The organism is Streptomyces sp. NPDC056347 (genome assembly GCF_042262625.1).
Lineage (GTDB): Bacteria > Actinomycetota > Actinomycetes > Streptomycetales > Streptomycetaceae > Streptomyces.
Genome location: NZ_JBHJQP010000074.1, coordinates 1 through 22209, shown reverse-complemented (window position 1 = coordinate 22209; position 22209 = coordinate 1). Strand labels below are relative to the sequence as shown.

Annotated in this window: 21 protein-coding genes and 1 tRNA gene; 11 read left to right on the top strand and 11 right to left on the bottom strand. The window is 71.3% G+C overall.

Translation table 11 applies throughout. From position 1 onward, the window contains the following. Window positions 1-23: 23 nt before the first annotated feature. Window positions 24-1205, top strand: a complete 1182-nt coding sequence (locus tag ACFCV8_RS18835; RefSeq protein WP_376686482.1) for a peptidoglycan-binding protein — start codon at window positions 24-26, stop codon at window positions 1203-1205. Window positions 1206-1336: 131 nt separating this feature from the next. After that, window positions 1337-1999: an HAD-IA family hydrolase gene (locus ACFCV8_RS18830; protein WP_376686481.1), complete on the top strand. Its 663-nt coding sequence runs from the start codon at window positions 1337-1339 to the stop codon at window positions 1997-1999. Between the two features lie 205 nt (window positions 2000-2204). On the opposite strand, the gene ACFCV8_RS18825 is transcribed toward ACFCV8_RS18830, so the two are convergent. Then, the gene (locus tag ACFCV8_RS18825) at window positions 2205-2939 is read right to left on the bottom strand and encodes an ABC transporter permease (protein ID WP_376686480.1); all 735 of its coding nucleotides are present in this window, start codon (window positions 2937-2939) and stop codon (window positions 2205-2207) included. A gap of 268 nt (window positions 2940-3207) precedes the next feature. Here ACFCV8_RS18825 and ACFCV8_RS18820 point away from each other — a divergent pair, with 268 nt between their 5' ends. The 3 genes from ACFCV8_RS18820 to ACFCV8_RS18810 all read left to right on the top strand — a co-directional run bounded on the left by ACFCV8_RS18820 (window position 3208) and on the right by ACFCV8_RS18810 (window position 5905). Further along, window positions 3208-3852 carry an HNH endonuclease family protein gene (locus tag ACFCV8_RS18820; protein ID WP_376686479.1) on the top strand — a complete coding sequence of 215 codons (645 nt, stop codon included), beginning with the start codon at window positions 3208-3210 and terminating at the stop codon, window positions 3850-3852. A 674-nt stretch (window positions 3853-4526) separates the two neighbouring features. After that, window positions 4527-4982 carry a DoxX family protein gene (locus ACFCV8_RS18815; protein ID WP_376686478.1) on the top strand — a complete coding sequence of 152 codons (456 nt, stop codon included), beginning with the start codon at window positions 4527-4529 and terminating at the stop codon, window positions 4980-4982. Between the two features lie 260 nt (window positions 4983-5242). Then, window positions 5243-5905 (top strand): DedA family protein, encoded by a 663-nt coding sequence (locus ACFCV8_RS18810; RefSeq protein ID WP_376686477.1) that lies wholly within the window; start codon window positions 5243-5245, stop codon window positions 5903-5905. Here the strand turns inward: ACFCV8_RS18810 and ACFCV8_RS18805 are convergent. After that, window positions 5892-6116: a DUF2277 domain-containing protein gene (locus ACFCV8_RS18805; protein ID WP_376686476.1), complete on the bottom strand. Its 225-nt coding sequence runs from the start codon at window positions 6114-6116 to the stop codon at window positions 5892-5894. The genes ACFCV8_RS18810 and ACFCV8_RS18805 overlap by 14 nt on opposite strands. A gap of 103 nt (window positions 6117-6219) precedes the next feature. Here ACFCV8_RS18805 and ACFCV8_RS18800 point away from each other — a divergent pair, with 103 nt between their 5' ends. After that, on the top strand, window positions 6220-6699 hold the full coding sequence (locus ACFCV8_RS18800; RefSeq protein ID WP_376686475.1) for a hypothetical protein: 480 nt from the start codon (window positions 6220-6222) through the stop codon (window positions 6697-6699). Window positions 6700-7151: 452 nt separating this feature from the next. On the opposite strand, the gene ACFCV8_RS18795 is transcribed toward ACFCV8_RS18800, so the two are convergent. Together ACFCV8_RS18795 and ACFCV8_RS18790 are read right to left on the bottom strand one after the other, a co-directional pair. Then, the gene (locus ACFCV8_RS18795; protein ID WP_376686474.1) at window positions 7152-8936 is read right to left on the bottom strand and encodes an HNH endonuclease; all 1785 of its coding nucleotides are present in this window, start codon (window positions 8934-8936) and stop codon (window positions 7152-7154) included. Window positions 8937-9404: 468 nt separating this feature from the next. Next, a tRNA-Val gene (locus ACFCV8_RS18790) sits at window positions 9405-9479 on the bottom strand. A gap of 278 nt (window positions 9480-9757) precedes the next feature. On the opposite strand from ACFCV8_RS18790, the gene ACFCV8_RS18785 reads away from it, so the two are divergent. The 4 genes from ACFCV8_RS18785 (at window position 9758) to ACFCV8_RS18770 (ending at window position 12847) form a co-directional block, all read left to right on the top strand. Continuing rightward, window positions 9758-10483 carry a DUF4097 family beta strand repeat-containing protein gene (locus ACFCV8_RS18785; RefSeq protein WP_376686494.1) on the top strand — a complete coding sequence of 242 codons (726 nt, stop codon included), beginning with the start codon at window positions 9758-9760 and terminating at the stop codon, window positions 10481-10483. 71 nt (window positions 10484-10554) lie between these two features. Further along, window positions 10555-11925: a hypothetical protein gene (locus tag ACFCV8_RS18780; protein ID WP_376686473.1), complete on the top strand. Its 1371-nt coding sequence runs from the start codon at window positions 10555-10557 to the stop codon at window positions 11923-11925. A 72-nt stretch (window positions 11926-11997) separates the two neighbouring features. Next, the gene (locus ACFCV8_RS18775; protein WP_376686472.1) at window positions 11998-12603 is read left to right on the top strand and encodes a DUF4383 domain-containing protein; all 606 of its coding nucleotides are present in this window, start codon (window positions 11998-12000) and stop codon (window positions 12601-12603) included. A 22-nt stretch (window positions 12604-12625) separates the two neighbouring features. Next, window positions 12626-12847 (top strand): zinc ribbon domain-containing protein, encoded by a 222-nt coding sequence (locus tag ACFCV8_RS18770; RefSeq protein ID WP_376686471.1) that lies wholly within the window; start codon window positions 12626-12628, stop codon window positions 12845-12847. 102 nt (window positions 12848-12949) lie between these two features. On the opposite strand, the gene ACFCV8_RS18765 is transcribed toward ACFCV8_RS18770, so the two are convergent. The 4 genes from ACFCV8_RS18765 to ACFCV8_RS18750 form a co-directional block, all read right to left on the bottom strand. Beyond that, the gene (locus ACFCV8_RS18765; RefSeq protein ID WP_376686470.1) at window positions 12950-13609 is read right to left on the bottom strand and encodes an O-methyltransferase; all 660 of its coding nucleotides are present in this window, start codon (window positions 13607-13609) and stop codon (window positions 12950-12952) included. Between the two features lie 85 nt (window positions 13610-13694). Then, window positions 13695-14510, bottom strand: a complete 816-nt coding sequence (locus ACFCV8_RS18760; protein ID WP_376686493.1) for an HAD family hydrolase — start codon at window positions 14508-14510, stop codon at window positions 13695-13697. Between the two features lie 74 nt (window positions 14511-14584). Then, the gene (locus tag ACFCV8_RS18755) at window positions 14585-17068 is read right to left on the bottom strand and encodes a phosphoribosyltransferase (protein WP_376686492.1); all 2484 of its coding nucleotides are present in this window, start codon (window positions 17066-17068) and stop codon (window positions 14585-14587) included. Between the two features lie 77 nt (window positions 17069-17145). Further along, entirely contained in the window at window positions 17146-18309 is a 1164-nt protein-coding gene (locus tag ACFCV8_RS18750; protein ID WP_376686469.1) for an HpcH/HpaI aldolase/citrate lyase family protein, read from the bottom strand. A gap of 220 nt (window positions 18310-18529) precedes the next feature. Between ACFCV8_RS18750 and ACFCV8_RS18745 the strand changes: the two genes are divergently transcribed. Continuing rightward, entirely contained in the window at window positions 18530-19387 is an 858-nt protein-coding gene (locus tag ACFCV8_RS18745) for a TerD family protein (protein ID WP_376686468.1), read from the top strand. 46 nt (window positions 19388-19433) lie between these two features. Here ACFCV8_RS18745 and ACFCV8_RS18740 read toward each other — a convergent pair whose 3' ends face one another. From ACFCV8_RS18740 to ACFCV8_RS18730, 3 genes are all read right to left on the bottom strand, one after another. Continuing rightward, window positions 19434-20168: a Tellurium resistance gene (locus ACFCV8_RS18740; RefSeq protein ID WP_376686467.1), complete on the bottom strand. Its 735-nt coding sequence runs from the start codon at window positions 20166-20168 to the stop codon at window positions 19434-19436. A 168-nt stretch (window positions 20169-20336) separates the two neighbouring features. Then, complete coding sequence (locus tag ACFCV8_RS18735) at window positions 20337-21482, bottom strand: DUF475 domain-containing protein (RefSeq protein WP_376686466.1); 1146 nt, start codon at window positions 21480-21482, stop codon at window positions 20337-20339. A gap of 50 nt (window positions 21483-21532) precedes the next feature. Continuing rightward, window positions 21533-22108, bottom strand: coding sequence for a TerD family protein (locus tag ACFCV8_RS18730; protein ID WP_376686465.1), 576 nt, complete (start codon window positions 22106-22108; stop codon window positions 21533-21535). Window positions 22109-22209: the final 101 nt, after the last annotated feature.

Here is a 22209-nt window from a genome sequence, read left to right as displayed (position 1 = left end):
GGCTATCAAGGGGAGGGGCCACCATGACCGGACGTATCTGCCCGGAATGCGGCACGGACGGCGGACCCGGCGGTGCGCCCGGCCGGAAAGCGGGCGCTGGAGCAGGAGCGGGAGCGGGGGCTGGAGCGGGAGCTGGATCCGGGGCGCGGCCCGGGTGCGCCTGCGGGCAGCGGCTCGATGCCGGACGGCGGTTCGACGCCGAGCGGCGCCTGGCCGAGCGGGCGGCGGCGGAGCGGGCCGAGCGGGCGGCCGCCGAGGACTTCGATCCGCTGCGGATCCGCCCCTACGTGACGCTGGGGAACGACATGGCCCCGGCGGAGGCCCGCCCGGAGGAGGCGGCCGGGGCGGCGGAGGCGGTAGCAGATGACGCGGCCACGACGATGCCGCTCCGTCTCGGCCCGGCGACGGCGGGGCCGCTGCGTCACGACCCGACGGCGGGGCCGCTGCCGGATGCCGCGCCGACCGTCGCCGTCCCCGCGTTCGACGCCGTCGGCGCCGTCGGCGGTTTCGGTGGCCCCGGCGAGCTCGGCACCCCTGGCGACGCGGGTGTCACGGCCGTCGTGCCGTCACCCCTCGACGCGTCCGAGCCGAAGGGGCGTCGGCGCCCCTTCGCGGCCGCCGCGATGGGCGTGGCCCTGATCGCCGTGGTGGGCACGGCCGCATTCGCGACCGGACTGCTCGGCGGTGGCGACGGCGGGAAGGCGGACCTGCCGCAGGCGCTGCCCAGTACGGCGGCCGACCTCCCCGGCGCGGACGCCCGCACCACGGACCCGGCCCCGGCCTCCGGCCCGGCGTCCCCCTCCGCCCCGGCCTCCGCTTCACCGTCCGCCTCCGCCTCGCACTCCCCCTCCGCCTCGGCCCCCGCCGCCCCGTCGCCCTCCGCGCCCGTCGCCCCGTCCCGGACGGCGACCACCGCGCCCTCGGCGCCCTCCGACGGTCCGACGACGGACGCGCCGCCCCCCTCCCTGGCCGGGCCCGCGCTGCGCCCCGGGGACCAGGGGCCGTCGGTGGCCGAACTCCAGCGGCGACTGGCGGAGATCTGGCTGTACCACGGGCCCGACGACGGCGACTACTCGTCCCGGGTCGAGCGCGCGGTGCTCGTCTACCAGTCGTACAAGTCCATCGAGGGCGACCCCGCGGGGGTGTACGGCCCGCGCACCCGCAGCGCCCTGGAGGCGGAGACCACGGGGCGCGGACGTTCCTGACGGAAGGGGAGGGATTGGCTTTCTCGGACCGCTCTTTGTATCGTGATGGAACAAAGTAGCCTCCGCCCGCCATCCCTGACCGGCGGGCGGGGCTGCTTGTTCCCCCGCTTCCCGTGCTCTGGAGCCCGCCCATGCCGGCCACCGTCCTCACCACCCGCGCCCTCCTTCTGGACATGGACGGCACCCTGGTGAATTCCGACGCCGTGGTGGAGCGCTGCTGGCGGCGCTGGGCGCTGCGCCAGGGGCTGGACCCGGAGGCCGCGCTCAAGGTCGTCCACGGCCGCCAGGGGTACGCCACCATGGCCGCGCTCCTCCCGGACCGCCCGATGGAGGAGAACTACGCGGACAACCGGGTCATGCTCGCCGAGGAGACCGCCGACACCGAGGGCGTCGTCCCGATCGGCGGGGCTGCCGCCTTCATGGCCGCGATCGCCGGCCTCCCGCACGCCCTGGTCACCTCGGCCGACGAAGCGCTGGCCCGGACCCGGCTCGCCGCGTCGGGGCTGCCCCTGCCGGAGGTCCGCGTCACCGCGGAGAGCGTCGGCGCCAGCAAGCCCGACCCCGAGGGCTTCCTCAAGGGCGCGGCCGAGCTGGGCTTCGCCCCGGCGGACTGCGTCGTCCTCGAGGACTCGGAGGCGGGTGTCGCGGCGGGCCGGGCGGCGGGGATGCGGGTGCTGGGCGTCGGCCCGCGCGCCGCGGCCCTCTCCCCCGACGCGCACGTGGCGGACCTGACGCGGATCCGCGTGGAGGCGGCACCCGACGGCTCGATCCACCTGCACATCGCCGCGCACTGACGCCCCCGTACGCGGGAGCCCCGCCGACCCCCGCACGCGCGAGACCCGCCGGACCCACACCCGGCAGCCCCCCACACGGCGCGGCCACACGGAGCACCCCCCTCGCCCCGTACGCGGGAGCCCCGCCGAAGCCCCCGCACGCACGAGACCCGCCGGACTCATACACGGCAGCCCCGCACACGGCGCGGCCACACGGAGCACCTCCTCACCCCCGGTGCAGCCGCCCCCGCGCCACCAGTTCGAGCACCACTGTCACGGCCACCGCCTGCACCGCCATCAGAGCCACCAGCACGAACAGCTGCACGGCCCCCGCCTGCACCGGTGAGGCGCCGCCCAGCAGCATGCCCACAAAGGCACCCGGCAAGGTCACCAACCCCACCGTCCGGGTCTGATCGAGCCCCGGAAGCAGCGCGTCCGCCGCCGCCGGACGGGCGATCTCCATCCGCGCGTCCCGGTCGAGCAGCCCGAGCGCCATCCCCGCCTCCACCTCCCCGCGACGGGTCGTCAGCTCGTCCAGCGCCCGCCTGCCGCCGAGCACGGTCGCGGTCAGCGCCCCGCCGACGAGAATGCCGACCACCGGGATCAGCGCGATGCCGCGGAGCGGGAGGAGCCCGGTGAGCAGCAGCAGCGCGACCACCGGCGCGACCCCCGCCGCGATCGGCAGCGCCACCCACCACCAGGTGCCGTTGCGGGTGACCCGGCGGCCCGCGGTCCGCGTGGCCACGGCGTACATCAGTGCCACGAACCCCAGCGTCGGTGGCAGCGAGCGCACCACCCAGCCGATGAGCAGCGAGACCGCGGCGAGCTGAACAGCCGCCCGCAGTCCGGCCAGCAGGATCTCGCGGGACCGCCCGAGCGAGGCCAGCGCGGCGACCCAGACCGCCGCCGCGAGCAGCACGGCAAGCACGACCCCGAGGGTGACGTCGACCGGTAGCAGCACGCCGCAACTGTATGGCCGGGGGCGCCCGGATCACCCTCACGAACCGGCCCTCCCCGTCGGCGAACTGCCGTCGCGTCAGGACATGCGCCCGCGCAGATGCGGACGTACGCCCCCATGCCCCGGCCTTGTCGGCCGGAACCCTTGATTGTGACGTGCCCATGTCGCCACTCTGTTACCTGGCGCCCACCCCACGGAAACCTGGCGCCGCCACCATGGCCGGGCCCCACGGGTCGCCCGTCCAAGTTCCCCCCACGTAAAGGGAGTTCGCATGTCTGGTGTCTACGCGCGTCATATCGCCGCCGTCGCCGCGTCCGCCGCCATGGCCGCAACCGCCGGCCTGTTCACCGCCCCCACCGCCCAGGCAGCCATGCCCACGCCGGTGTCCGCCGCGACGGCCCGCACCTATCTGAGCCAGCTGACGGTCGCCGCCGAGGGCTCGTCGGACGGGTACAGCCGTGACAAGTTCCCGCACTGGATCACCCAGTCCGGCACCTGCAACACCCGCGAGGTGGTCCTGAAGCGCGACGGTACGAACGTGGAGACGAACGCGAGCTGCGCCGCCACCAGCGGCAGTTGGTACTCGGAGTACGACGGCGCGACCTGGACCGCCGCCTCCGACCTGGACATCGACCACATGGTGCCGCTCGCCGAGGCCTGGCGGTCGGGCGCCAGCAGCTGGACCACCGCCCAGCGGCAGGCGTACGCCAACGACCTGACGCGCCCGCAGCTCATCGCGGTCACGGACAACGTCAACCAGGCCAAGGGCGACAAGGACCCGGCCAAGTGGATGCCGCCGCGGGCCGCGTACAAGTGCACGTACGTGCGGGCCTGGGTGCACGTGAAGCACTACTACGACCTGACCGTCGACCCGGCGGAGAAGAGCGCCTTGCAGTCCGCCCTGAACGACTGCTGACCCCCCCACCCGTCCCTTCCCGCCCCCTCGCCCGGACCCGGCGCGAGGGGGCGCACCCATTCCCCCGGACGCACCGCGGCCACCTCCACGGTGCACCGGCTCTTCGCGCCCCGGCCATCCGCGCATCGCACCGCGGTCATCCATGTGTTTTCGGCCGAGTACGGCAACCCGCCGACCGACGCATCCCCGCCCCGCACGCCCTCCGCCGACGGCAGTGGTTCTCCGGTACCGCAGAAGGCCCGCCGGGCCCGCGACCGCCCCTTCCGCACCTCCCCGCCCCGGGCCCGCACCCTGCCCGCCGGGGCCGAGGCCGCCATTGGTCCACCCCACCGGACCGAAGAAGCCGCCCACTTCCGCCGGACCGCGCTCCCGCCGGAGGCACACCGCCCCACCCCATTGGTACAGACCAGAAGGATCATCACCCACCTGCGCCCCGGACCCTGCCCGCCACTTCACGCACATGGCCGGAAAGCTGCGCCGCCATTGGTTCAGGCCAAGCCGGCGAGGAGAGGTTCGCAGTTGGCAGGGGGTCCGGAACGAAGGGCGACCGATTTACGCGAGACATTTTTCGGCCAGCCACCGCGAATGTTGAACTTGCAAGCATTGGTGAGGTTTCCCTAATCTTGGGTGCCCGATCGGTTCACGTCCCCACCAGACCGAAGGAGCCTCCCCCCATGCAGACCCATTTGCGCCAGGCTCAGCCCTACGCCCTCGGCCTCTTCCGCATCGTCATAGGCCTCCTCTTCGCCTGCCACGGCGCCGCGTCCCTCTTCGGCATCCTCGGCGGCGCCATGGGCGGCGGCTCCATACCCGTCGGCACCTGGCCCGGCTGGTACGCGGCGGCCATCCAGCTCGTCGGCGGCGCCCTGGTGGCGCTCGGACTCGGCACCCGCGTCGCCGCCCTCATCTGCTCCGGCTCGATGGCGTACGCCTATTTCACCGTCCACCAGCCCGAGGCGCTGTTCCCGCTCCAGAACGGCGGCGAGCCCTCGGCCGTCTTCTGCTGGACGTTCCTTCTGCTGGTCTTCACCGGCTCCGGCGCCCTCGCCCTGGACGGCCTGCTCGGCCGGACATTCCCGGACCGCGACAAGGACCACGCGTCCGAGCAGACACCGCCCGTCACGGTCTGACCCGTACCACCGCCCCGGCACGCCCCGGACCTCACGTGCACCCGGCCGGCCACTTCCCGCTACGGTTCCCGCCCCGGCCGCCGCACCGTCCCAAGCACCCGGAACCAAGTCTTCCCATTTCCGGGTGTACGTGAGGTTCCCAACATCATTCGTATTTATAGATCAACGCAAGAACCGCAGGCGTACGCTGTACAGCTGACCCTGCCGCTCCTGCCGCTCCCCCGCGACGCCGCGGCGTGTTCCTGATCGGGGAGTAGAAGGTGCTTGAGAGTCTGGGCGCGCTGACCAGCAGTCCATGGATCTATGCCGTGGTCGCGCTGTCGGTTCTCCTGGACGTCTTCCTCCCTCTGCTGCCCAGCGGGGTGCTGGTGATCACCGCCGCCACGGCCGCCGCCGCGGGTTCGACGACCGTCGTGGGAACAGGGGCCGCACCGGCGACGGAGGTCCCCTCGCTCCTCGCCCTGATCCTCTGCGCGGCCACCGCCTCGGTGCTCGGCGACCTCGTCGCGTACCGGCTGGCCTGGCGCGGCGGGGAGCGCCTGGACCGGGCCATAGCCCGCTCCCGCCGCCTCACGTCCGCGCAGGAGAGCCTCGGCGCCGTCCTGGCCCGGGGCGGCGGCGTCCTCGTCGTCATCGCCCGGTTCGCCCCGGCCGGGCGCTCGGTGGTCTCGCTGGGCGCGGGCGCCGCACACCGCAAGGTCAAGGAATTCCTGCCGTGGTCGGCCCTGGCGGGCGTGGCCTGGGCGGGCTACAGCGTGGGGCTCGGCTACTTCGGCGGCCAGTGGCTCGGCGCGACCTGGGTGGCCACGGCCATATCGGTCCTCGCCCTGTTCATGGCGGGCGCCCTGGCCGCGTACTTCATGCGCCGCCCGGCGGCGGAAGCTGCCGCCGCGGCGGCCTCGGCCGCCACTACGGCGCCCTGACCGCGCCCCGGACCTCCAGGCCGTCCAGCAATCTGGCGGTCGCCCCGGCGATCTCGTCAACGGCCCGGTCGAACACCTCCTGATTGTGCGCGGCCGGTGCCCGGAAGCCGGACACCTTGCGTACGAACTGCAGGGCGGCGGCCCGGATCTCCTCCTCGGTGGCCTCTTCGGGGAGGGCGGGCGGGCGCAGGGTCTTGATGCTTCGGCACATGCCCCCAGTGTGAACCGCACCACTGACAGCCGCCCCGGCCCGCCCCGGCGGCTACTGCGAGGGAAGCCGGGTCACCTCCACGACCCTGCACGTCATCCTGCCCTTGACCTCGCCCAGCCCCTGGGCCTTCTGCACCGACTTCCGCCCCGCCGCGAGATCGGTCGCCGTCGCGAGCCCGGAGGCCCGGCGCGTACCGTCCCCGTCCAAGAACTCCACGGAGACGATGTACGACGCCCGGCCGTCGGACCCGTTCACGATCTCCACGTCCGCGTCCGGCCACTCGGTCAGCGAGTCGACCCGGCACCCGGTGATCCGCACATCGCCCCGCGCATCCGCACCACCCAGCGACGGCGGCTCCGCGGGCGCCGCGGAGCCCTCCCCCGCCGGCGTGGCCCGCGCCTCCTCCGGCCTCAACCCGCCCGAGGACGAACCCCTGCTGCTCAGCACGGCGATCAACACCCCGGACGGCCAGCAGCGCGACCACCCCGCCGACCGCGGACAACGAGACGATCAGCCCGGTACGCGACTTCCCCGGCGGCTGCGAGTAGCCGTACGACATGTGTCCCCCCTGGAACAGCACTGACGTGATCAGAACACCTGTGACCAGCCCACGCTACGACGCACGTCCACCACCGGCCGACCGGCCCCACCCGGACCCGACCGCCCCGGGGATGTGGATTCCCTGTGGACCCGATCATGAAAAGGCCCTCCGGTCCGCAATCGACCGAAGGGCTGAAACAGGCTTTCACCTGCGGTTTCCTACTGGTGGGCGCGGACGGTTTCGAACCGCCGACATCTGCTTTGCAAGCCTGGCGCCGGGCGCTGAGACATCCTCGCTGGTCACCCGCCACCTGAAGCGCTGGGCCTGTCAACACAGCACCTGCATCGCCACGCGCCCCAGCCGACCGTGGCTGACCGCTCGATCTGGCACGCCGACACCTGCTGCGCTGCTGGTCCGCAGACGTATGTGCACGTTTGCTGCTGTTTGTCGGCGCTGTCACTCGCGTCAGAAACTCCACCAGCAGACCAGATCACCTAGGGCTGTACCGGGCGCGGGCTTTGAGCGGGTGCTTCCTGGTCCGACGTGTCCCTGCCACAAAGAGCTCGGTGGTATCGCAGGTGGACTTCGCTTATGTGGTGCTTCGGAAGCCGGCGGAGAACACCCCGGTGGCTGCCGTCCGTCGTCGCGCGAACGATGCCGTGCGGATCAATGTATATCGCCAACGTGTCAAACTGAACGTGATGGTTGGGGCACAGCACGAGCAGGTTGGCGAGCTCGTCGGGTCCGTTGTGCGGTTGCCCGAGACCGCGGATGTGGGCCGCTTCGCTGTATGTGCCGAACCGTTTCGCTAGTTGCGTTCCACAGACCTGGCAGTGGTCGGAGTGCATCTCCTTGACCTTGTTGGCCAGTCCGACGTCGCGCACTATACGGGACGTGTTCGTAGCGCGGCGCGCGGCAGGACCCTGCCGCTTTTGCTCTTCTGCCGGCGCCTCGATGCCGCTTGCGTTCTCGTAGCCGGCCAGCCCAAGTCGCTCCATCAATTTGTGCTGAGCGAACTCGGCGAAATAGGTCTCTCGGAGGACGGCGATCGCCTGGGACCGTACGAACGGATCACTCAACAGGCGGTCGGCCTGGTGAGTGAACCCCGCTTGAGGCTTGGATCTATCGAACACTGAGGCGCTGATCTTGCCTGCCTGCTCCGCCGGGAGGCCGTCAACGTCCCACAAGCCGCTCGTCCGCAGATGCCAGAACGGGTATTCCGGCGTCGGAGACGACTGCGGGCGGCCGAACTCGATCAATAGGTTGCCCACCTCGTCACGGAACTCCGGCCAGGGAAAGAGTCGCGACTCTCCTCGGACGTTCCTAGCGATGGCCCACATCAGGGCCAAGGGCTTGTGCCGGCTCGGGCGTCCATTCTGCCGATGAACCTTGAGACGCCTCAGTCTCTCCATGAGCGCAGCTGCCGTGAGTCCTGGTTGTCGGTCCTCGTGCTTGACCCTGGATACAGGACCGCTCTGTGACTGCGGAAGAGCGGGAAACAACGCATCCTCACCCGTCGGACGGTTGACAGAACGAGAGCCGGCTTCGGGTTCCTCAAGGTGAAGGCGACGTTGGCGAACCTCCGGCAAGACGGCATGACCACCTTCCACCCAACGACGCCAAGAGCGCGGCGCGTGTTCCAGTGCCTCAGCCGTCGAAAGCCTCTGATCGCCGCGTGCTGCGATCCAGGCCCAGTTCAGCAGGTCATTTTCTGCACTCAGGTCGAGAAGGGCCAATTCGTAGCGGAAGTTGAGGAACGTCCGCCCCTTGTCGTTCTGCTCGATCTCTTCAACGCCCTCGATGACCGCCAAGCCGCAGAACTTTACGTATCCCTTGGGAGTCTTGTTGCGCGTGACCGTTGCGAAGACCAGCAGTGGCGCAGCCAATGCCCGCTCATGCGCAGTCATCGCCCGGTGGCTTGTCCATGCCTTTCGCAACACCTTGTTGCCCGGCGTCTCGCCCACAGGAACCGTGTGATCGACGCGTTGATCTCCAAAGTAGGTAACACGCCCGTTCGCCAGGTCGAACTCGTCGTGCCAGGGTGTCTCGACGGAGCCGGCCTTCCACGGACTCGAACGTATGAGAACCGCCGGTCGCCGTGCAACGCGTGCAATCTTGACCTCAGCCATCGGATTGATGCCCTTGCTCAGCTGTATCGGAGCGAGGATCTCTGAAGCCGTGAGGTGGTGGATGTTCGGGTGGCCGTCCATGACCTCGATGGACGGGTCCCTGTTCCGCGACGACCGCAACACTTCACCGACACGCAACTGGCTACCCACCGAGCATCCCCCACCTCGCCGTCGTTGTGCCGGTGATTGTGTCAGGCACGACGAGAAACGAGGCGGGGAGGGGCGACGCTCTGATTCGCAGCTCTCGCCGGATCGGTCAGCGACGGCCATACCGGCCGCCACGCGACCTCGGAGATCTGGTGGCGGGCGGAGGTGGTTGCCTTGGCTGCTGCACTGCGCTGCTGTACGGCCTTCGCGATCGGATTGCCGTGATCGGGAGCTGATGCAGCGGATGGGCCACTCCTCGGTGCGTGCCACGCTGATCTATCAGCACCTGGTGAACGGGCGTGCCCACGCGATCGCCGCCCATGTCGACGAGCAGATCAGGAAGGTCCGACCTCCAGCGCCTGGCGACGCATCCGGCACGATTCCTCTCCCCCGCCTTCGCGGCTGAGGAACGAACAAGGCCCAGGCTCCCGGTTCGGTACCGGTGACCTGGGCCTTTGTCGTGCTTCCTACTGGTGGGCGCGGACGGTTTCGAACCGCCGACATCTGCTTTGTAAGAGCAGCGCTCTACCCCTGAGCTACGCACCCGTGGATGAAGCAACAGCGTACATGGACTGCGGGCCCTGGTCACAAACGGTATCGGGCTCCGGGGTGCGGAACGCAAAGGAGCACGGGACGCGGGGCACAGGGCACGGGGTGCGGGGGATATCCCCACCCCCGTACGGTGGTCCGCCTGATTCCGGTGGGGTGGGAGTGCTCGTACGGTGAGGTGCGCGCCGTCGGAGGCGTGCGTCGTCCGAGCCTGGGGGAAGATCATCGTGGTAGCCCGCACCCGTACTCTCGTCGCGTCCGGTGGCGCCGTACTCATGGTTCTGGCGCTGGCCGGGTGCGGGAGTACGGATGTCAGCCAGGCGCCGGCCGAGCACAAGTCGTTCGCGTTGAGCGGGAAGACGCTGACCATCGACGCCAAGGCGTCGTCGCTGGAGCTCGTACCGGCCGATGTGCGCAAGGTGGAGGTGACACGTCGGACCGACGGCTGGGTGATGTTCGGGAACGGGCCCGAGCCGCGCTGGGAGATGAAGGACGACACCCTGTCGCTCCGGGTGAAGTGCGACGCCCTGATCAGCGACTGCGCCGCGGAGTACCGGGTGAAGGTGCCGCGCGGGGTGGCGGTGGTCGTCGACGGGGACAACGGGAAGGTCACCGCGACCGGCTTCCGTACCCCGCTCACGCTCCGCGCCGACAACGGCAGGCTGTCCGTCCGCGACTCCACCGGGCCGCTCGACCTGACCAGCGACAACGGCAGCATCCTCGCCGAGGGCGTGTCGGCCCGCTCCGTGTCGGCGCAGGCCGACAACGGCAGGATCCGGCTGCGGTTCACGTCCGCTCCGGACCGGGTGGAGACCGTGAGCGACAACGGCTCGACCACCATCGACCTGCCGGCCGGTTCCGCGACGTACGCGGTGGAAGCCGTCGCCCCCAACGGGCACACCGCGGTGGACGTGCCGCGGGCCGGGGCGGGCGAGGCCAGTGGCCATGTGGTGAAGGCCCGCAGCGACAACGGCCAAGTCACGGTCCGAAGCGCGAACTAACCGGCCCGTGTGTTCGTCCTTACCTGGTGGGAGAATGTACCGGGCAGGGCTGAGCAGCACGGGAGAGGGATGTGACGGCGACAGACGCGCGGCCGCGGGCGAGAGCGGGTGGAGGCTCCGCCGTCGGCGATGTCCTCGCGTTGGTGCTGTTGCCGGTGCCGCTGCTGGCCGCCGCGCTGCCCGCCGCCTTCGCCGGTGGTGGTACGAGACGCTGGTTCGGCGGGCGCGGGGAGAGCCAGCGTGCCGAGGCGCAGGCCGCCAAGGATGCCGCCGCCTCGGCCTTCTACGAGCTGGACACCGCCCAGCGCGACCTGCGGATCTCGATCGAGACGATCACCGCGGTGGACAGCTCGCCCGCCGCGCGCAGGGCCGTGGACGACTTCGCCGCCCTGGGGCGGCGGATCGACGAGGCCAGCCACACGTACATCACCGCGGTCGACGCACACGATCTGGACCGGGACGACCTGGAGTCCTCGGTCGCCGCCCGCGCGCGGGCCGAGCTGACCGGGGCCAAGGACGAGCTGATCCGGGTCAAGGCCGAGCTGGACCGGTTCGCGCAGGGGCTCGGGCCGCTGCTGGGCAGTGCGGAGACGCAGCTCGCCCGGCTCGCGCCCGCCGTGGAGCGGGCCCGGCAGGCCCTGCTCGGCGCGAGCAACGCGCTCGACGCGACGCGCGCCTCGGGGCTGCGGGCGGACGATCTCGCCGCCCGGCTGGCGGCCCTCGCCCCCGAGCTGACCAAGCTCAACGAGGGCGCCGGACGGCACGGTGTCCAGGAGACCCTCCAGCGGGCCGACCGGGTACTGCGGGACGCCGAGGCGGTGCGGGCCGAGGCGGAGAAGCTGCCCGAGCGGGCCGCCGAGACGGACCACCGCCTGGTGTCGCTGCGTACGCGCGCCGAGGCCCTGACGACCCGGGCGGGCTCGGTGGAGCCGGTGCTGAGCGAGCTGCGGCGGCGTTTCTCGGCCGCGTGCTGGCAGGACCTCCAGTCCGTTCCGGAGCAGGCGGCGGTCAATGTGCGGCGGGCCGAGGAGAAGCTGAAGGAGGCCGCCGAGGCGCGGGACGAGCAGCGGTGGGCGGACGCGACGTCCCGGCTGAGCACGGTCCGCGCCCTGCTGAACACCACGGACGAGGCGGTTTCGGCGGCCGGTGACCGGTTGCACCGGCTGGACGCGGTGGCCAAGGACCCGCAGCAGGAGATCCAGCGGACCCGGTTCGCGGTCCGGGACGCCCAGCGGCTGGCCATGGAGGGCCGCAGTACGCCCGATCCGCGGCACGCCCGCCCGCTGGACGACGCGGTGGCCCGGCTGGACCGCGCCGTCGCCGCGCTCGACGGGCGGCACCCCGACTACTGGCACTTCCTGACCGAGACCGAAGCGGTGCGGCAGACGGCCGCGCGGGTGGTCTCCGAGATCCGCGAGGAGCGCGGGGCGGGCCGGGGCTGAGGGCCGCCCCTGCGTGTGCGGGGGCACGGGCGCGGGCGGATGCTGGGGGTACGGGCGAAGGAGGCCGGCGCCATGGCCACCCACCTACCGAGGTACGCCGAGGGACCGCACATCCGCCGCCGTCACCGCCACCGTCACGGGGCGGCTCGGCTCGACCGGCATCTGCCGGTCGATCACCGGCTCAACCGCGTCTACCGGGTCGGGGCGGGGCTGATGGGGCTGGTGCTGCTGGCGTTCGGGGTCCTGGGCCTGATGAACCGGATCGGTTTCTTCAGCACCGGCGGGGCCACCGTCGCGGGGCTCAACACCAACGGCGCGCTGAGCGTCCTGTCCGTCTGCGTCGGTCTGCTGCTGTTCGCCGGGATGGTGGTCGGCGGCAATCTCGCCTCGACGCTCAACATGGTCCTGGGCATCGCCTTCCTCCTCAGCGGCTTCGTGAATCTCGCGCTGCTGGGGACCCCGTACAACTTCCTGGCCTTCCATCTCCAGAACGTGCTGTTCAGCTTCGTGGTCGGGCTGATGCTGATGGTCTTCGGAATGTACGGGCGGGTCAGCGGCGGCCTTCCGCACGACAATCCGTACTGGCGGGCCCGCCATCCCGAGGAGGCCGAACGGGAGCTGCGGCTCCGCCGGCGAGAGGCCCGGCCGCCGATGCCGGACGTCCGCCGTGCGCCCTGAGCCAAGGCTCTAGTCTGAGGGCATGCCTCGATACGAATTCCGCTGCCGCTCCTGCGGGGACACGTTCGAACTGAGCCGCCCGATGGCCCAGTCCTCCGACCCGGCCTCCTGTCCTGCCGGGCACACCGACACCGTGAAGCTGCTCTCCACCGTGGCTGTCGGCGGCTCGTCCGCCAAGTCCGCGCCGGCCGCCCCGGCGGGCGGGGGCGGCGGGGGCTGCTGCGGAGGCGGCTGCTGCGGCTGAACCCACCGGCGCCACCGCGCAACCGCAACGCAGACGCAACCGCAACCGCAGCCACAGCCACAGCCACAGTCACAGCCGTTTTCGCGGGCGGTTTCGCAGGCGCTACCGCTTGCGGGAGAGCGTCAGCCCGTCGGAGACGGTGAGCAGCACGCTGTCCATCCGCGGATCGGCGGCCACGTGGTCATTGAACTCCTTGATCGCCGCCGCCGGTCCGGTCGCCTCCGGGTCGGTCACCCGGCCGTGGAACAGCACGTTGTCCGAGACGATCAGGCCGCCCTGCCGCATCCGGGGGACCAGCTCCTCCCAGTACGGGACGTAGTTGCCCTTGTCCGCGTCCAGGTAGGCGAGGTCGATGTGCGGCTCGTCCGGCATCGCCCGCAGGGTGTCGAGCGCGGGGGCGATGCGCAGGTCGATCCGGTCCGCGACGCCCGCCTTCTCCCACGCCTCGCGGCCGTAGGCGGTCCACTCCTGCGAGACGTCGCAGGCGATCAGCCGGCCGTCGGCGGGCAGCGCCTGCGCCATCGACAGCGTGGAGAACCCGGTGAACGTCCCGACCTCCACGATGTGCCGGGCGCCGGTCAGCCGGACGAGGAAGGCCAGCAACGGGCCCTGTTCCTCGGCCGACTGCATCCCGGCGTGCTCGGGCAGCCGCGCGTACGTGGTCTCCACCAGCTCGCGCTGGACCGCGTCGAGCGGCGGGTTGTGCGCCAGCATGTACGCGTACAGCTCGTCCGTGATCTTCGTTTCGTTGCCCTTGGTCATGCTGTTGCTCCTGGTGCGTCGAGCGGTCGGCCCGGTGGCCTCCGGTACGGGGCCGATCCTCTCGTCCCCCGCGCCGGGATCGTGGTCAGGAAGACATTCTCGCGCGTGCCGTCCGCAGGAAGGACCGGAGGATCTCCTCGCCCGCCGCGACGCCCTGCGCGGCCGTCACCTCGGCGTGCGGGGCGCTCCAGCCCGCGTCGGCCAGTTCGCCGTGGGCCGGGCGCCAGGCGCGGTCGGCGGCGAGCAGCAGATCGGCGTCGAGGAGGCTGTCGCCCGCGGCGAGGGTGAGCGTGGCGCCGGTGCGCCGGGCGACCTCCTCCATGGCGGCGCTCTTGGTGAGCGGGCCGGGTACGGCGTAGATCTTGCGGCCCTGCAGGGAGACCGTCCAGCCCCGGTCGCGCGCCCAGGCGCCCAGCTCCTCGGCCCAGCCCCCGGGCAGCAGCGGGCGGTCCACCACGAGGTAGGCGAAGAGGTCCTCGGCGACCCGTTCCTTGAGCAGCCAGGCGGGGTCGGCCGTGGCCAGCAGATGGGCGCGGACCTCCGCGAGCGGGGCGCACTCCTCGGCGATCGCGCGGGTAACCCGCCGCTGCCAGTCGGCGTCGGACTCGCCGTCCACCAGCAGGTGTCCCCCGTTGGCGCAGATCGCGAACCGCGGGGCGGGGCCGGGCAGCCGGATGCGCCCGTACTGCTCGCGGGTGCGGGTGGTCGTGGGGACGAAGACGGCGGTGCGGGCCAGCTCGGCGAGGAGCGTCGCGGCCTCCTCCGTCAGGTACGAGAGCGGCTTGCGGTCGTACACCTCCACGCAGAGCAGCCGGGGGGCCTCGGCGTCCGGCCCGCTGAGCCGGAGCGCCGCGGTGGAGTAGATCAGGGTGCGGTCGAGGTCGCTGGCGACCAGGGTCACGGGGGCGTCGGCACCGGCGGCCCGAGGGGCGGGAGCGGAAGCGGGAGCCTGGGCGGCGGGTGCCTCGGGGGCGGTCACTTCGTGTCCACCGCCCGGCCGTCCGCGCCGGTCGCACCCCGGGTGTACTTCGGGTGGATCAGGCCGACGCAGCTGTACGGGAGGTCGTCGACCTCCTCCACCGGTACGCCCCGCTGGTCGGCCAGCATGCGGATGTGTTCGAGGTCCGCGCCCGCGCCGCGCCTGGTGAGGATCTTCCAGGGGACGCGGCGCAGCAGCACCCGGGTGGTCTCGCCGACGCCCGGCTTGACCAGGTTCACGTCGTGGATGCCGTACTCCTCGCTGATCCGCTCCACGGCGGCCCAGCCCTCCCAGGTGGGTGCCCGGTCGGCCGCGAGCAGGTCCTTGACCTCGGCGTCCACCGCGTCGGCGACCGCGTCGAAGTGGGCGGCGACGGTGTCGAGGAAGAGGCCGGACACATCGGCGTCCGCCAGCTCCCGGTAGAACTTCGCGCCGTGGAAGTCCTCGGGGCCGACCAGGTCGGCGCGGAGCACGGTCCGCGAGATCAGGCCGGAGACGGTGGAGTTGAGGCAGGCGGACGGGATGAGGAAGTCCTCCCGGGTGCCGTAGGTGCGGACGCAGCCGCCGGGGTCGGCCAGCACCGCGATCTCCGGGTCGAATCCCTCGAACTCGCCGAGCGCGGCGGAGAGTTCACGGGTGATCGCGCCCTTTCCGGTCCAGCCGTCCACGAAGACGACGTCCGCCGGGTCGTGGTGGGCGGCCAGCCAGCGCAGGGCGTTGGCGTCGATACCGCGGCCGCGCACGATGGAGACGGCGTAGTGGGGCAGCTCGATGCCGTGCCTCCGCCGGGCCCAGCGGCGCATCAGTACGCCGACGGGCGTACCGGCCCGGGCGAGCGAGACCAGGACCGGCCGGGGGCCGCGCTCGGCGAGGACCGTCTCGGTGACGGTGCCGACGGCGCGGGCGATCCTGGCGGCGGACAGCTCCAGCGCCGACCGGAACAGTTCCTGGTACGCGGCGGAGGGCTGGTACTCGACGGGCAGCGATTCGGCGTAGTGCGCGCCGCCGCTCTGTATCGCCTCCTCGCGCTCCTCGGTGGGCGCCTCCAGCTCGGTGTCCGAGAGGTCCTGGAGCAGCCAGCCGACCTCCTCCGGCGCGTACGAGGAGAAGGCGGGGCCGCGGAGGGGCTCGGGCAGCATGGGGGTTTCCTGCCGTTCGGGGAGGTGCGTGCGGGGGCCCGGGACGTACGAGGGGACGACCGCGAGCAGTACGTGTTCGGTGTGCCCGGCGAGCTGCGCCAGCAGGCCGCCGGGCGCGTGGAGTTCGGGGGTGTCGGCGACGGAGTCGACGGCGAGCAGCACGGCGTCGAAACCGGCGCCCGCGACGTTGTACGCGTACCGGTCCCCGGGCCCGTCGTCCGGGTCGTCGTGGGCCGGGAAGACCAGCCGGGTCCGTATCGCGTAGCCCGGGTCGTCCACGGCGAGGACGGGGGAGCGCGTGGTGGTGGAGTAGCGCACCTCGGCGTCGGTGAGCTGTTCCAGGGCCGTGCCCAGGCGCAGCGGGGCGTACATCAGCTCCTCGAAGCCGAGGACCAGGACGCGCCGGGCGTCGCCCAGCTGTGCGGCAATGCGGGCGGCCATGGCGGGCAGGGCGTCCTCCAGGGCCGCCCGGTGGCCGGGGGTGAAGCCGTGCCGTCCACCGTCGGGCACCCCGGCGGGCCACCGGAGGTCCACCCGGGTGCAGCGGGACGCCGTGTACGCGGCCGGGTCCCCGGGCGTCTGCCCGTGGGCCCGCTCGTGCGCGTCGACCAGGGCCTGGCCCTTCTCCAGGACGCCCTCGGGGAGGGTGACCGTGCCCGAGCCGTACGCCACCAGGTCGACCCCGGCGCCGATCTCCTCGGCGAAATCGGTCAGCCTGTCCCGGTCGGCCGGGGAGCGCATGTCCATCAGGGCGACGATGACGTAGCGGTCGCGCGGGTAGCGTTCGTGCAGGTCACGGATGGTGTTGAGGACGGTGTTGCCGGTGGAGAACTCGTCGTCGACCAGGACCAGCGGGGCACTGGCGGCGTCCCGCCCGTCCGCCGTGCCGCGGCCGCCCGTCAGCAGCCGCGGGTCCTCCGGGAGCAGCAGATGCGAGGTGGCGTGGGAGTGGGACTCCTCGAAGCCGCCCGCCGGGGCCACGCCCGCCACCGGGCGGCGGGTGGAGTGGAGGTACGGGGCCACGCCCAGCCCGTCGGCGACCGCGTGGCCGAGGGCGGTGGCGGTCTCCGCGTAGCCGAGCACGACGGCCCGGCCCGCCTCGGCCGTGCCGAGAAGTGCGCGGACCCGGCGGCCCAGCTCGAATCCGGTGCCGTAGACCACGGAGGGCTTCTGCGGGACGTGCTTGCCGAGCACGTTCGACACCAGCAGGTGGGCGCGCCTGGGGTTGCGGCGCAGGGCGAGGCCCAGCAGTCCGCGCAGCTCCCCGTCGCCTTCGGGCCGTCCGTCACCGACGAGCTCCACGCCCAGTCGTTCCGTCACCCAGCTGCCCGACCACACCACGTCCGCCGCACCTTTCCCGTTGCCCGCTCCCTGTTCCCCCGCCGTCCGCTCCGGCGTACCGGCCGCCCGCTGCGTGCTCACTCGGCGACGCTCGCGGAGAGCAGGTCCACGAAGCCGATGTCCGGTCCGGCCACGCCGAAGACCTCGGCCCGCAGCAGGGTCCGCTCGGCCCAGGCGCGGTGCGGCTTCACCTCGTTCATCTTGTTCGTGTACGCGGAGCGCATGACGCCGCCGCCGCCGCGCTCCGGGCGCAGGATGTCCTCGGCGTCACTGAACTCCTCGTGGCTGACCACGGACAGGGCGTGCACGGGTGCGACGTGCGAGGGGTGGATGCAGGTCTTGCCGAGCAGGCCGTTGGCCCGGTCCAGCCCGATCTCGCGCAGCAGGCCGTCCAGGTCGTGCTCGATCAGCGTCGTGCGCAGCTCCTCGGCCCGGCCCTCCAGGAAGGGGCTCTGGCGGAGCTGAGGCTTGAACATGCGTTCCTGGAGGCGGAAGTACTCCCAGACCGGTCCGGTGATGGTGAATCCGCTGCCGTCCGCCCGGCCCAGCACATTGACCACGTCGGCGATCACTCCGCCGACGAGCTGTACGTCGTACGCGGTCATGTCGGGCGCCCTGCGCAGTCCGTACGCCGAGCAGAAGTCGGTGACACCGAGCCGGAGCGCGAGCACCCGGTCGCGGTACGTGTCGACGGTGCGGGCTATGCCGCGGAGCGTCTCCCTCCGGGTCTCCAGGTGGAGCAGCTCGGGCGATTCGAGCACGGGCATCGCGAAGAGACGACGTCCGCTGGCCTTCTCGGCCTCGGCGAGCGCCTCCATGAAGGGAACGCCACGCCCTTCGGTGAACTTCGGAAGCACAAAACCGGACAACATTCGGACGGTGGTGCCGAGCCGGTGCACCAGGTCACCGATCTGGCCCGGCTCCCGGACCCGGATGAAGAGCAGCGGCACCTCGCCGCCGCGGGCGTCGAGGTCGGCGAACTGCCTGACCAGATTCTCCTCGGCGCCGGCGACCTCGGAGTCGTCGATCGAATCCTCCAGGCAGAGCACCATCGAGACGACGCCGCGACCGGCCTGCTTGACGATGTCGTCGGCGAGTCTCGGCCGGGTGGCGGGGCTGTACAGGGTCGCCCCCAGGGCGGCCGAGAGGACCTGGGCCGGTGAGTCCGGACCGAACGCACACGGCTCCTGGAAGAACAACCGCTCCCTCACCACGGGCGCGATATGCCCGAAATGACGCATGTAACTCCCCCGAACTGCCGGATCGACCGAAGAATGGATGGCCGGTAATAGTACGTATAGGCGAGTGTCAAGAGTTCCCCATGTGCGTGAACTGCGGGTAACTCGACCATTTCCCGATGGGCCGACGCGTGCCGGAACAGGCGCCTCCGGAAGATCGCCGGGAGACTCGGTGCCACCCCCGCGTTGTCCGCGCGGGCCGCCAGCAGGCAGGATGACGGGCATGACGCACGCGATGGTGAAAGGCTCGAACGTCCCTCTGGACACCCTGGCCGTACGGGCCGTGCTGCGCTGGACCCCGGGTACCGGGGTGCCGGACGTGGACGTCTCGGCCCTGCTGCTGGGAGCCGGCGGCCGCGTGCGCTCGGACGAGGACTTCGTCTTCTACAACCAGCCCCGCCACCCCTGCGGCCTGGTACGGCACCTGCCGAAGCGGAGCGTGCCCGAGGGACTCACGGACACCATCGAGGCCGATCTGGGCGGGCTCGACCCCTCGGTCGAGCAGGTGGTCGTCGCCGCCTCCTCGGACGGCGACACCTTCGCCCGGGTCCGCGATCTTCGCATCCTGCTCTACGACGCGACGGCGCCCGGCGCGGATCCGCTCGCGGTCTTCGACGTACGGCCGGAGACCGGCGAGGAGACGGCCATCATCTGCGGCGAGCTCTACCGGCGCGGCGATGGCTGGAAATTCCGCGCGGTGGCGCAGGGCTACCCGACCGGGCTGGTCGGCCTGGCGACCGATTTCGGCATCTCGGTCGACGAGACCGCCCCCGACTCCGACCCGGCGCAGGCACAGGCACAGGTACAGGCACAGGCCGTGCCCGCACCCGCCTTCCCCGCCGTACCGCCCGCGCCGGACTTCCCCCCGGCCGCGGGGCCCGACGCACAGGTCACGGTCCAGCACCAGCAGCCCGCGTACGGCTATCCGCAGCCCGCCGCCGCCCAGCCCGCGTACGGCTACCCCCAGCCCGCCACCGCCCGGCCGGCCTACGGCTACCCGCAGCCGGCGGCGGCCGCGGCGCCCGCCCCGGACCCGAACTTCGCCCTGCCCCCGATGGGTCCGCAGTTCGCGCGGTCCTGAGGACGGCGGCGGCTCCGGGCACGGCGACCCCGCGTCCGGGCACGCTTCAGGTCCGTGTTTTGTAGCCCCGGCCCCACTGCATGCCGTAGCCGTACATCCGGTCCAGCTCCGACTGGAACCCGTACACGAACTTCACCTCGCGCCGCACGACCAGGTCGTCCTTGACGTTCTCCACCGTGAACACGGCGCAGGAACGGGCCTCCGGGGCGTCCTCGTCGAGATCTATCTCGATGCGGGGCCCGTTGCCCGGGTAGAGCGTCACCTTGGCGTGCGTCCGGTCGAAGGCCGGTGTCTGGTCGTAGATGTAGACGAAGAAGAGCAGCCGTTTGATCTGGTCGCGCTGGTCGAGATTGACGTAGACGGTCTCACCCGAGGGCGCGCCGAAGCGGTCGTCCCCGCTGAGCCGGATGTACGGCGGACCATTCAGGTCGCCCAGGAGGTTGCCGAGCGGCTGGACGACCCCCCTGGTGCCGTCCTTCAGCTCGTACATGCAGCCCAGGTCCAGGTCCACGTTGACCATGCCCTGGGTGTGGGCCTGGACCACATCGGGCTTGAAGAACTCCATCGGCCGCAGCAGCCGGCCGCTCTGCCGCGACCGGCCCATGAGGTCCGAGGTACGCATCTGCCAGGACAGGTTGACCCGCAGATTGCCGGTCAGCGCGCCCTGCTTGCCGAGCGAGACCGTGGAGTGCCGCCGGGACAGCACGATGGAGCTCGTCGCCGCGCTGCCCGACTCGAACTGCGCCTGCCGCCGTGGCCACAGGTCGTCCCAGAACGCCATCCCCAACCCCCATGTGTAGAAAAGTGCCCGGACCCGTAGCCGACCGGACCCGGCCCGGCAACGCCCGCATCACCGCGGGGCGGCCGCGGGACCGGGGGCCGGATGTCTCCGGAGAACCCTTGCCTCACGAACCGCCCCGCAGAAGAGCGTTCCTCAATCCCTACCGGGTCACACCCCGGACGGGACTTCCGCCTTGGAACCGGCGCCGTCCTCGCCGCCCTCGGCCGCCAGCGCCTTGTTGCGCCGGACCGAGGACCAGAAGGACCAGGCGATCAGCACGACGCCGGTCAGGCCGGTGATGAGCTCGTTGATCTGGTACTGGATGGTGACGAGCAGGAGCACGGCCAGCGCGCCGATGGCGTAGTGGGCACCGTGCTCCAGGTAGACGTAGTCGTCGAGGGTGCCCTGGCGGACCAGGTAGACCGTGAGCGAACGGACGTACATGGCACCGATGCCGAGGCCGAGGGCCATCAGCACGATCTCGTTGGTGACGGCGAAGGCGCCGATGACACCGTCGAACGAGAAGGACGCGTCGAGCACCTCCAGGTAGAGGAACATGAAGAACGCGGCCTTGCCCGCGAGGGCAACGGAAGAAACCTTCTTGCCGCTCTGCTTGGCCTCTTCCTCGGCCTCGTGCTCGCGCTCTTCCTCCTCCTCCAGGCGGTTCTCGAAGAAGCCGGAAAGACCGCCGACGATGAGGTATGTGATCAGACCGGCGACGCCGGCGAGCAGGACCGTCTCCGTCTTGTCCGCGTGGCCGCCGCCGTGCTGGTGGGCGTTGCCCGCGACGGTCAGCGCCGCGACCAGCAGCACGATCAGCGCGATGCAGACCGACAGCATGTCGACCTTGCCGAGCTTGGCGAGCGGGCGCTCGATCCAGCGCAGCCACTGGATGTCACGGTCCTCGAAAATGAAGTCGAGGAAGATCATCAGAAGGAACATGCCACCGAACGCGGCGATCGCCGGGTGGGCGTCGGTGACGAGTTCCTGATAGCGCTCGGGCTGGCTGAAGGAAAGGTCGACCGCCTCGATCGGACCGATCTTGGCTGTGATGGCCACGATCACGACGGGGAAGACCAGCCGCATTCCGAAGACCGCGATGAGCACACCGACCGTGAGGAAGATCTTCTGCCAGAAGGCATTCATCTTCTTCAGGATTCCGGCGTTGACCACCGCGTTGTCGAAGGACAGCGAGATCTCCAGGACGGAAAGGATCGCCACCACCCCGAAGGCCTGCCACCCCCCGTAGATCACAGCTGCGGCAAGGCCGAGCGCGGTAACCGCGAACGACCAGCCAAAGGTTTTGAGAAGCACTGGCTACCCCATCGTGTATGTAACGGGTCTCCCCCGCGCCGTACGCGGCTTTACGAAACGTTGACCCCGAAGTCTAGAGCGATACCGCGAAGACCGGACGCGTACCCCTGTCCCACCGCACGGAACTTCCACTCGCCGTTGTACCGGTAGAGCTCGCCGAAGATCATCGCCGTTTCCGTCGAAGCGTCCTCGGTGAGGTCGTAGCGCGCGAGTTCCTGGCCGTCCGCCTGGTTGACCACGCGAATGAAGGCATTGCTCACCTGGCCGAAGGTCTGCCCCCGGCTGTCGGCCTCGTGAATGGAGACCGGGAAAATGATCTTGTCGCAGTGGGCCGGGACCTGGTCGAGGTGGACGATGACCGACTCGTCGTCGCCCTCGCCCTCACCGGTGAGGTTGTCACCGGTGTGCTCGACGGAGCCGTCGGGGCTGGTGAGGTTGTTGTAGAACACGAACCATTCGTCGCCGAGGACCCGGCCCGACTGGCACAGCAGCGCGCTGGCGTCGAGGTCGAAGTCGGCGCCGGTGGTGGATCGTGCGTCCCAGCCGAGCCCGACCAGCACCTGGGTGAGGTTGGGTGCGGCCTTGGAGAGGGAGACGTTGCCTCCCTTGGCGAGCGTGACGCCCATGGTGTGTCCTCCCCGGATTCGATGAACCTTCTGCCGGCCCGCCGGAGCCGAAGAGCCCCCGGGCCTCCTGTTGAGCGCGTCCGGCGCCGCACAGGGGGTGC

Excerpts from the sequence above, each read along its gene's own strand:
- ACFCV8_RS18835 (WP_376686482.1), top strand. The coding sequence starts at position 24 with ATGACCGGACGTATCTGCCCGGAATGCGGCACGGACGGCGGACCCGGC.
- ACFCV8_RS18830 (WP_376686481.1), top strand. The coding sequence starts at position 1,337 with ATGCCGGCCACCGTCCTCACCACCCGCGCCCTCCTTCTGGACATGGAC.
- ACFCV8_RS18820 (WP_376686479.1), top strand. The coding sequence starts at position 3,208 with ATGTCTGGTGTCTACGCGCGTCATATCGCCGCCGTCGCCGCGTCCGCC.
- ACFCV8_RS18815 (WP_376686478.1), top strand. The coding sequence starts at position 4,527 with ATGCAGACCCATTTGCGCCAGGCTCAGCCCTACGCCCTCGGCCTCTTC.
- ACFCV8_RS18805 (WP_376686476.1), bottom strand. The coding sequence starts at position 6,116 with ATGTGCCGAAGCATCAAGACCCTGCGCCCGCCCGCCCTCCCCGAAGAG.
- ACFCV8_RS18785 (WP_376686494.1), top strand. The coding sequence starts at position 9,758 with ATGGTTCTGGCGCTGGCCGGGTGCGGGAGTACGGATGTCAGCCAGGCG.
- ACFCV8_RS18775 (WP_376686472.1), top strand. The coding sequence starts at position 11,998 with ATGGCCACCCACCTACCGAGGTACGCCGAGGGACCGCACATCCGCCGC.
- ACFCV8_RS18770 (WP_376686471.1), top strand. The coding sequence starts at position 12,626 with ATGCCTCGATACGAATTCCGCTGCCGCTCCTGCGGGGACACGTTCGAA.
- ACFCV8_RS18765 (WP_376686470.1), bottom strand. The coding sequence starts at position 13,609 with ATGACCAAGGGCAACGAAACGAAGATCACGGACGAGCTGTACGCGTAC.
- ACFCV8_RS18750 (WP_376686469.1), bottom strand. The coding sequence starts at position 18,309 with ATGCGTCATTTCGGGCATATCGCGCCCGTGGTGAGGGAGCGGTTGTTC.
- ACFCV8_RS18745 (WP_376686468.1), top strand. The coding sequence starts at position 18,530 with ATGACGCACGCGATGGTGAAAGGCTCGAACGTCCCTCTGGACACCCTG.
- ACFCV8_RS18740 (WP_376686467.1), bottom strand. The coding sequence starts at position 20,168 with ATGGCGTTCTGGGACGACCTGTGGCCACGGCGGCAGGCGCAGTTCGAG.
- ACFCV8_RS18730 (WP_376686465.1), bottom strand. The coding sequence starts at position 22,108 with ATGGGCGTCACGCTCGCCAAGGGAGGCAACGTCTCCCTCTCCAAGGCC.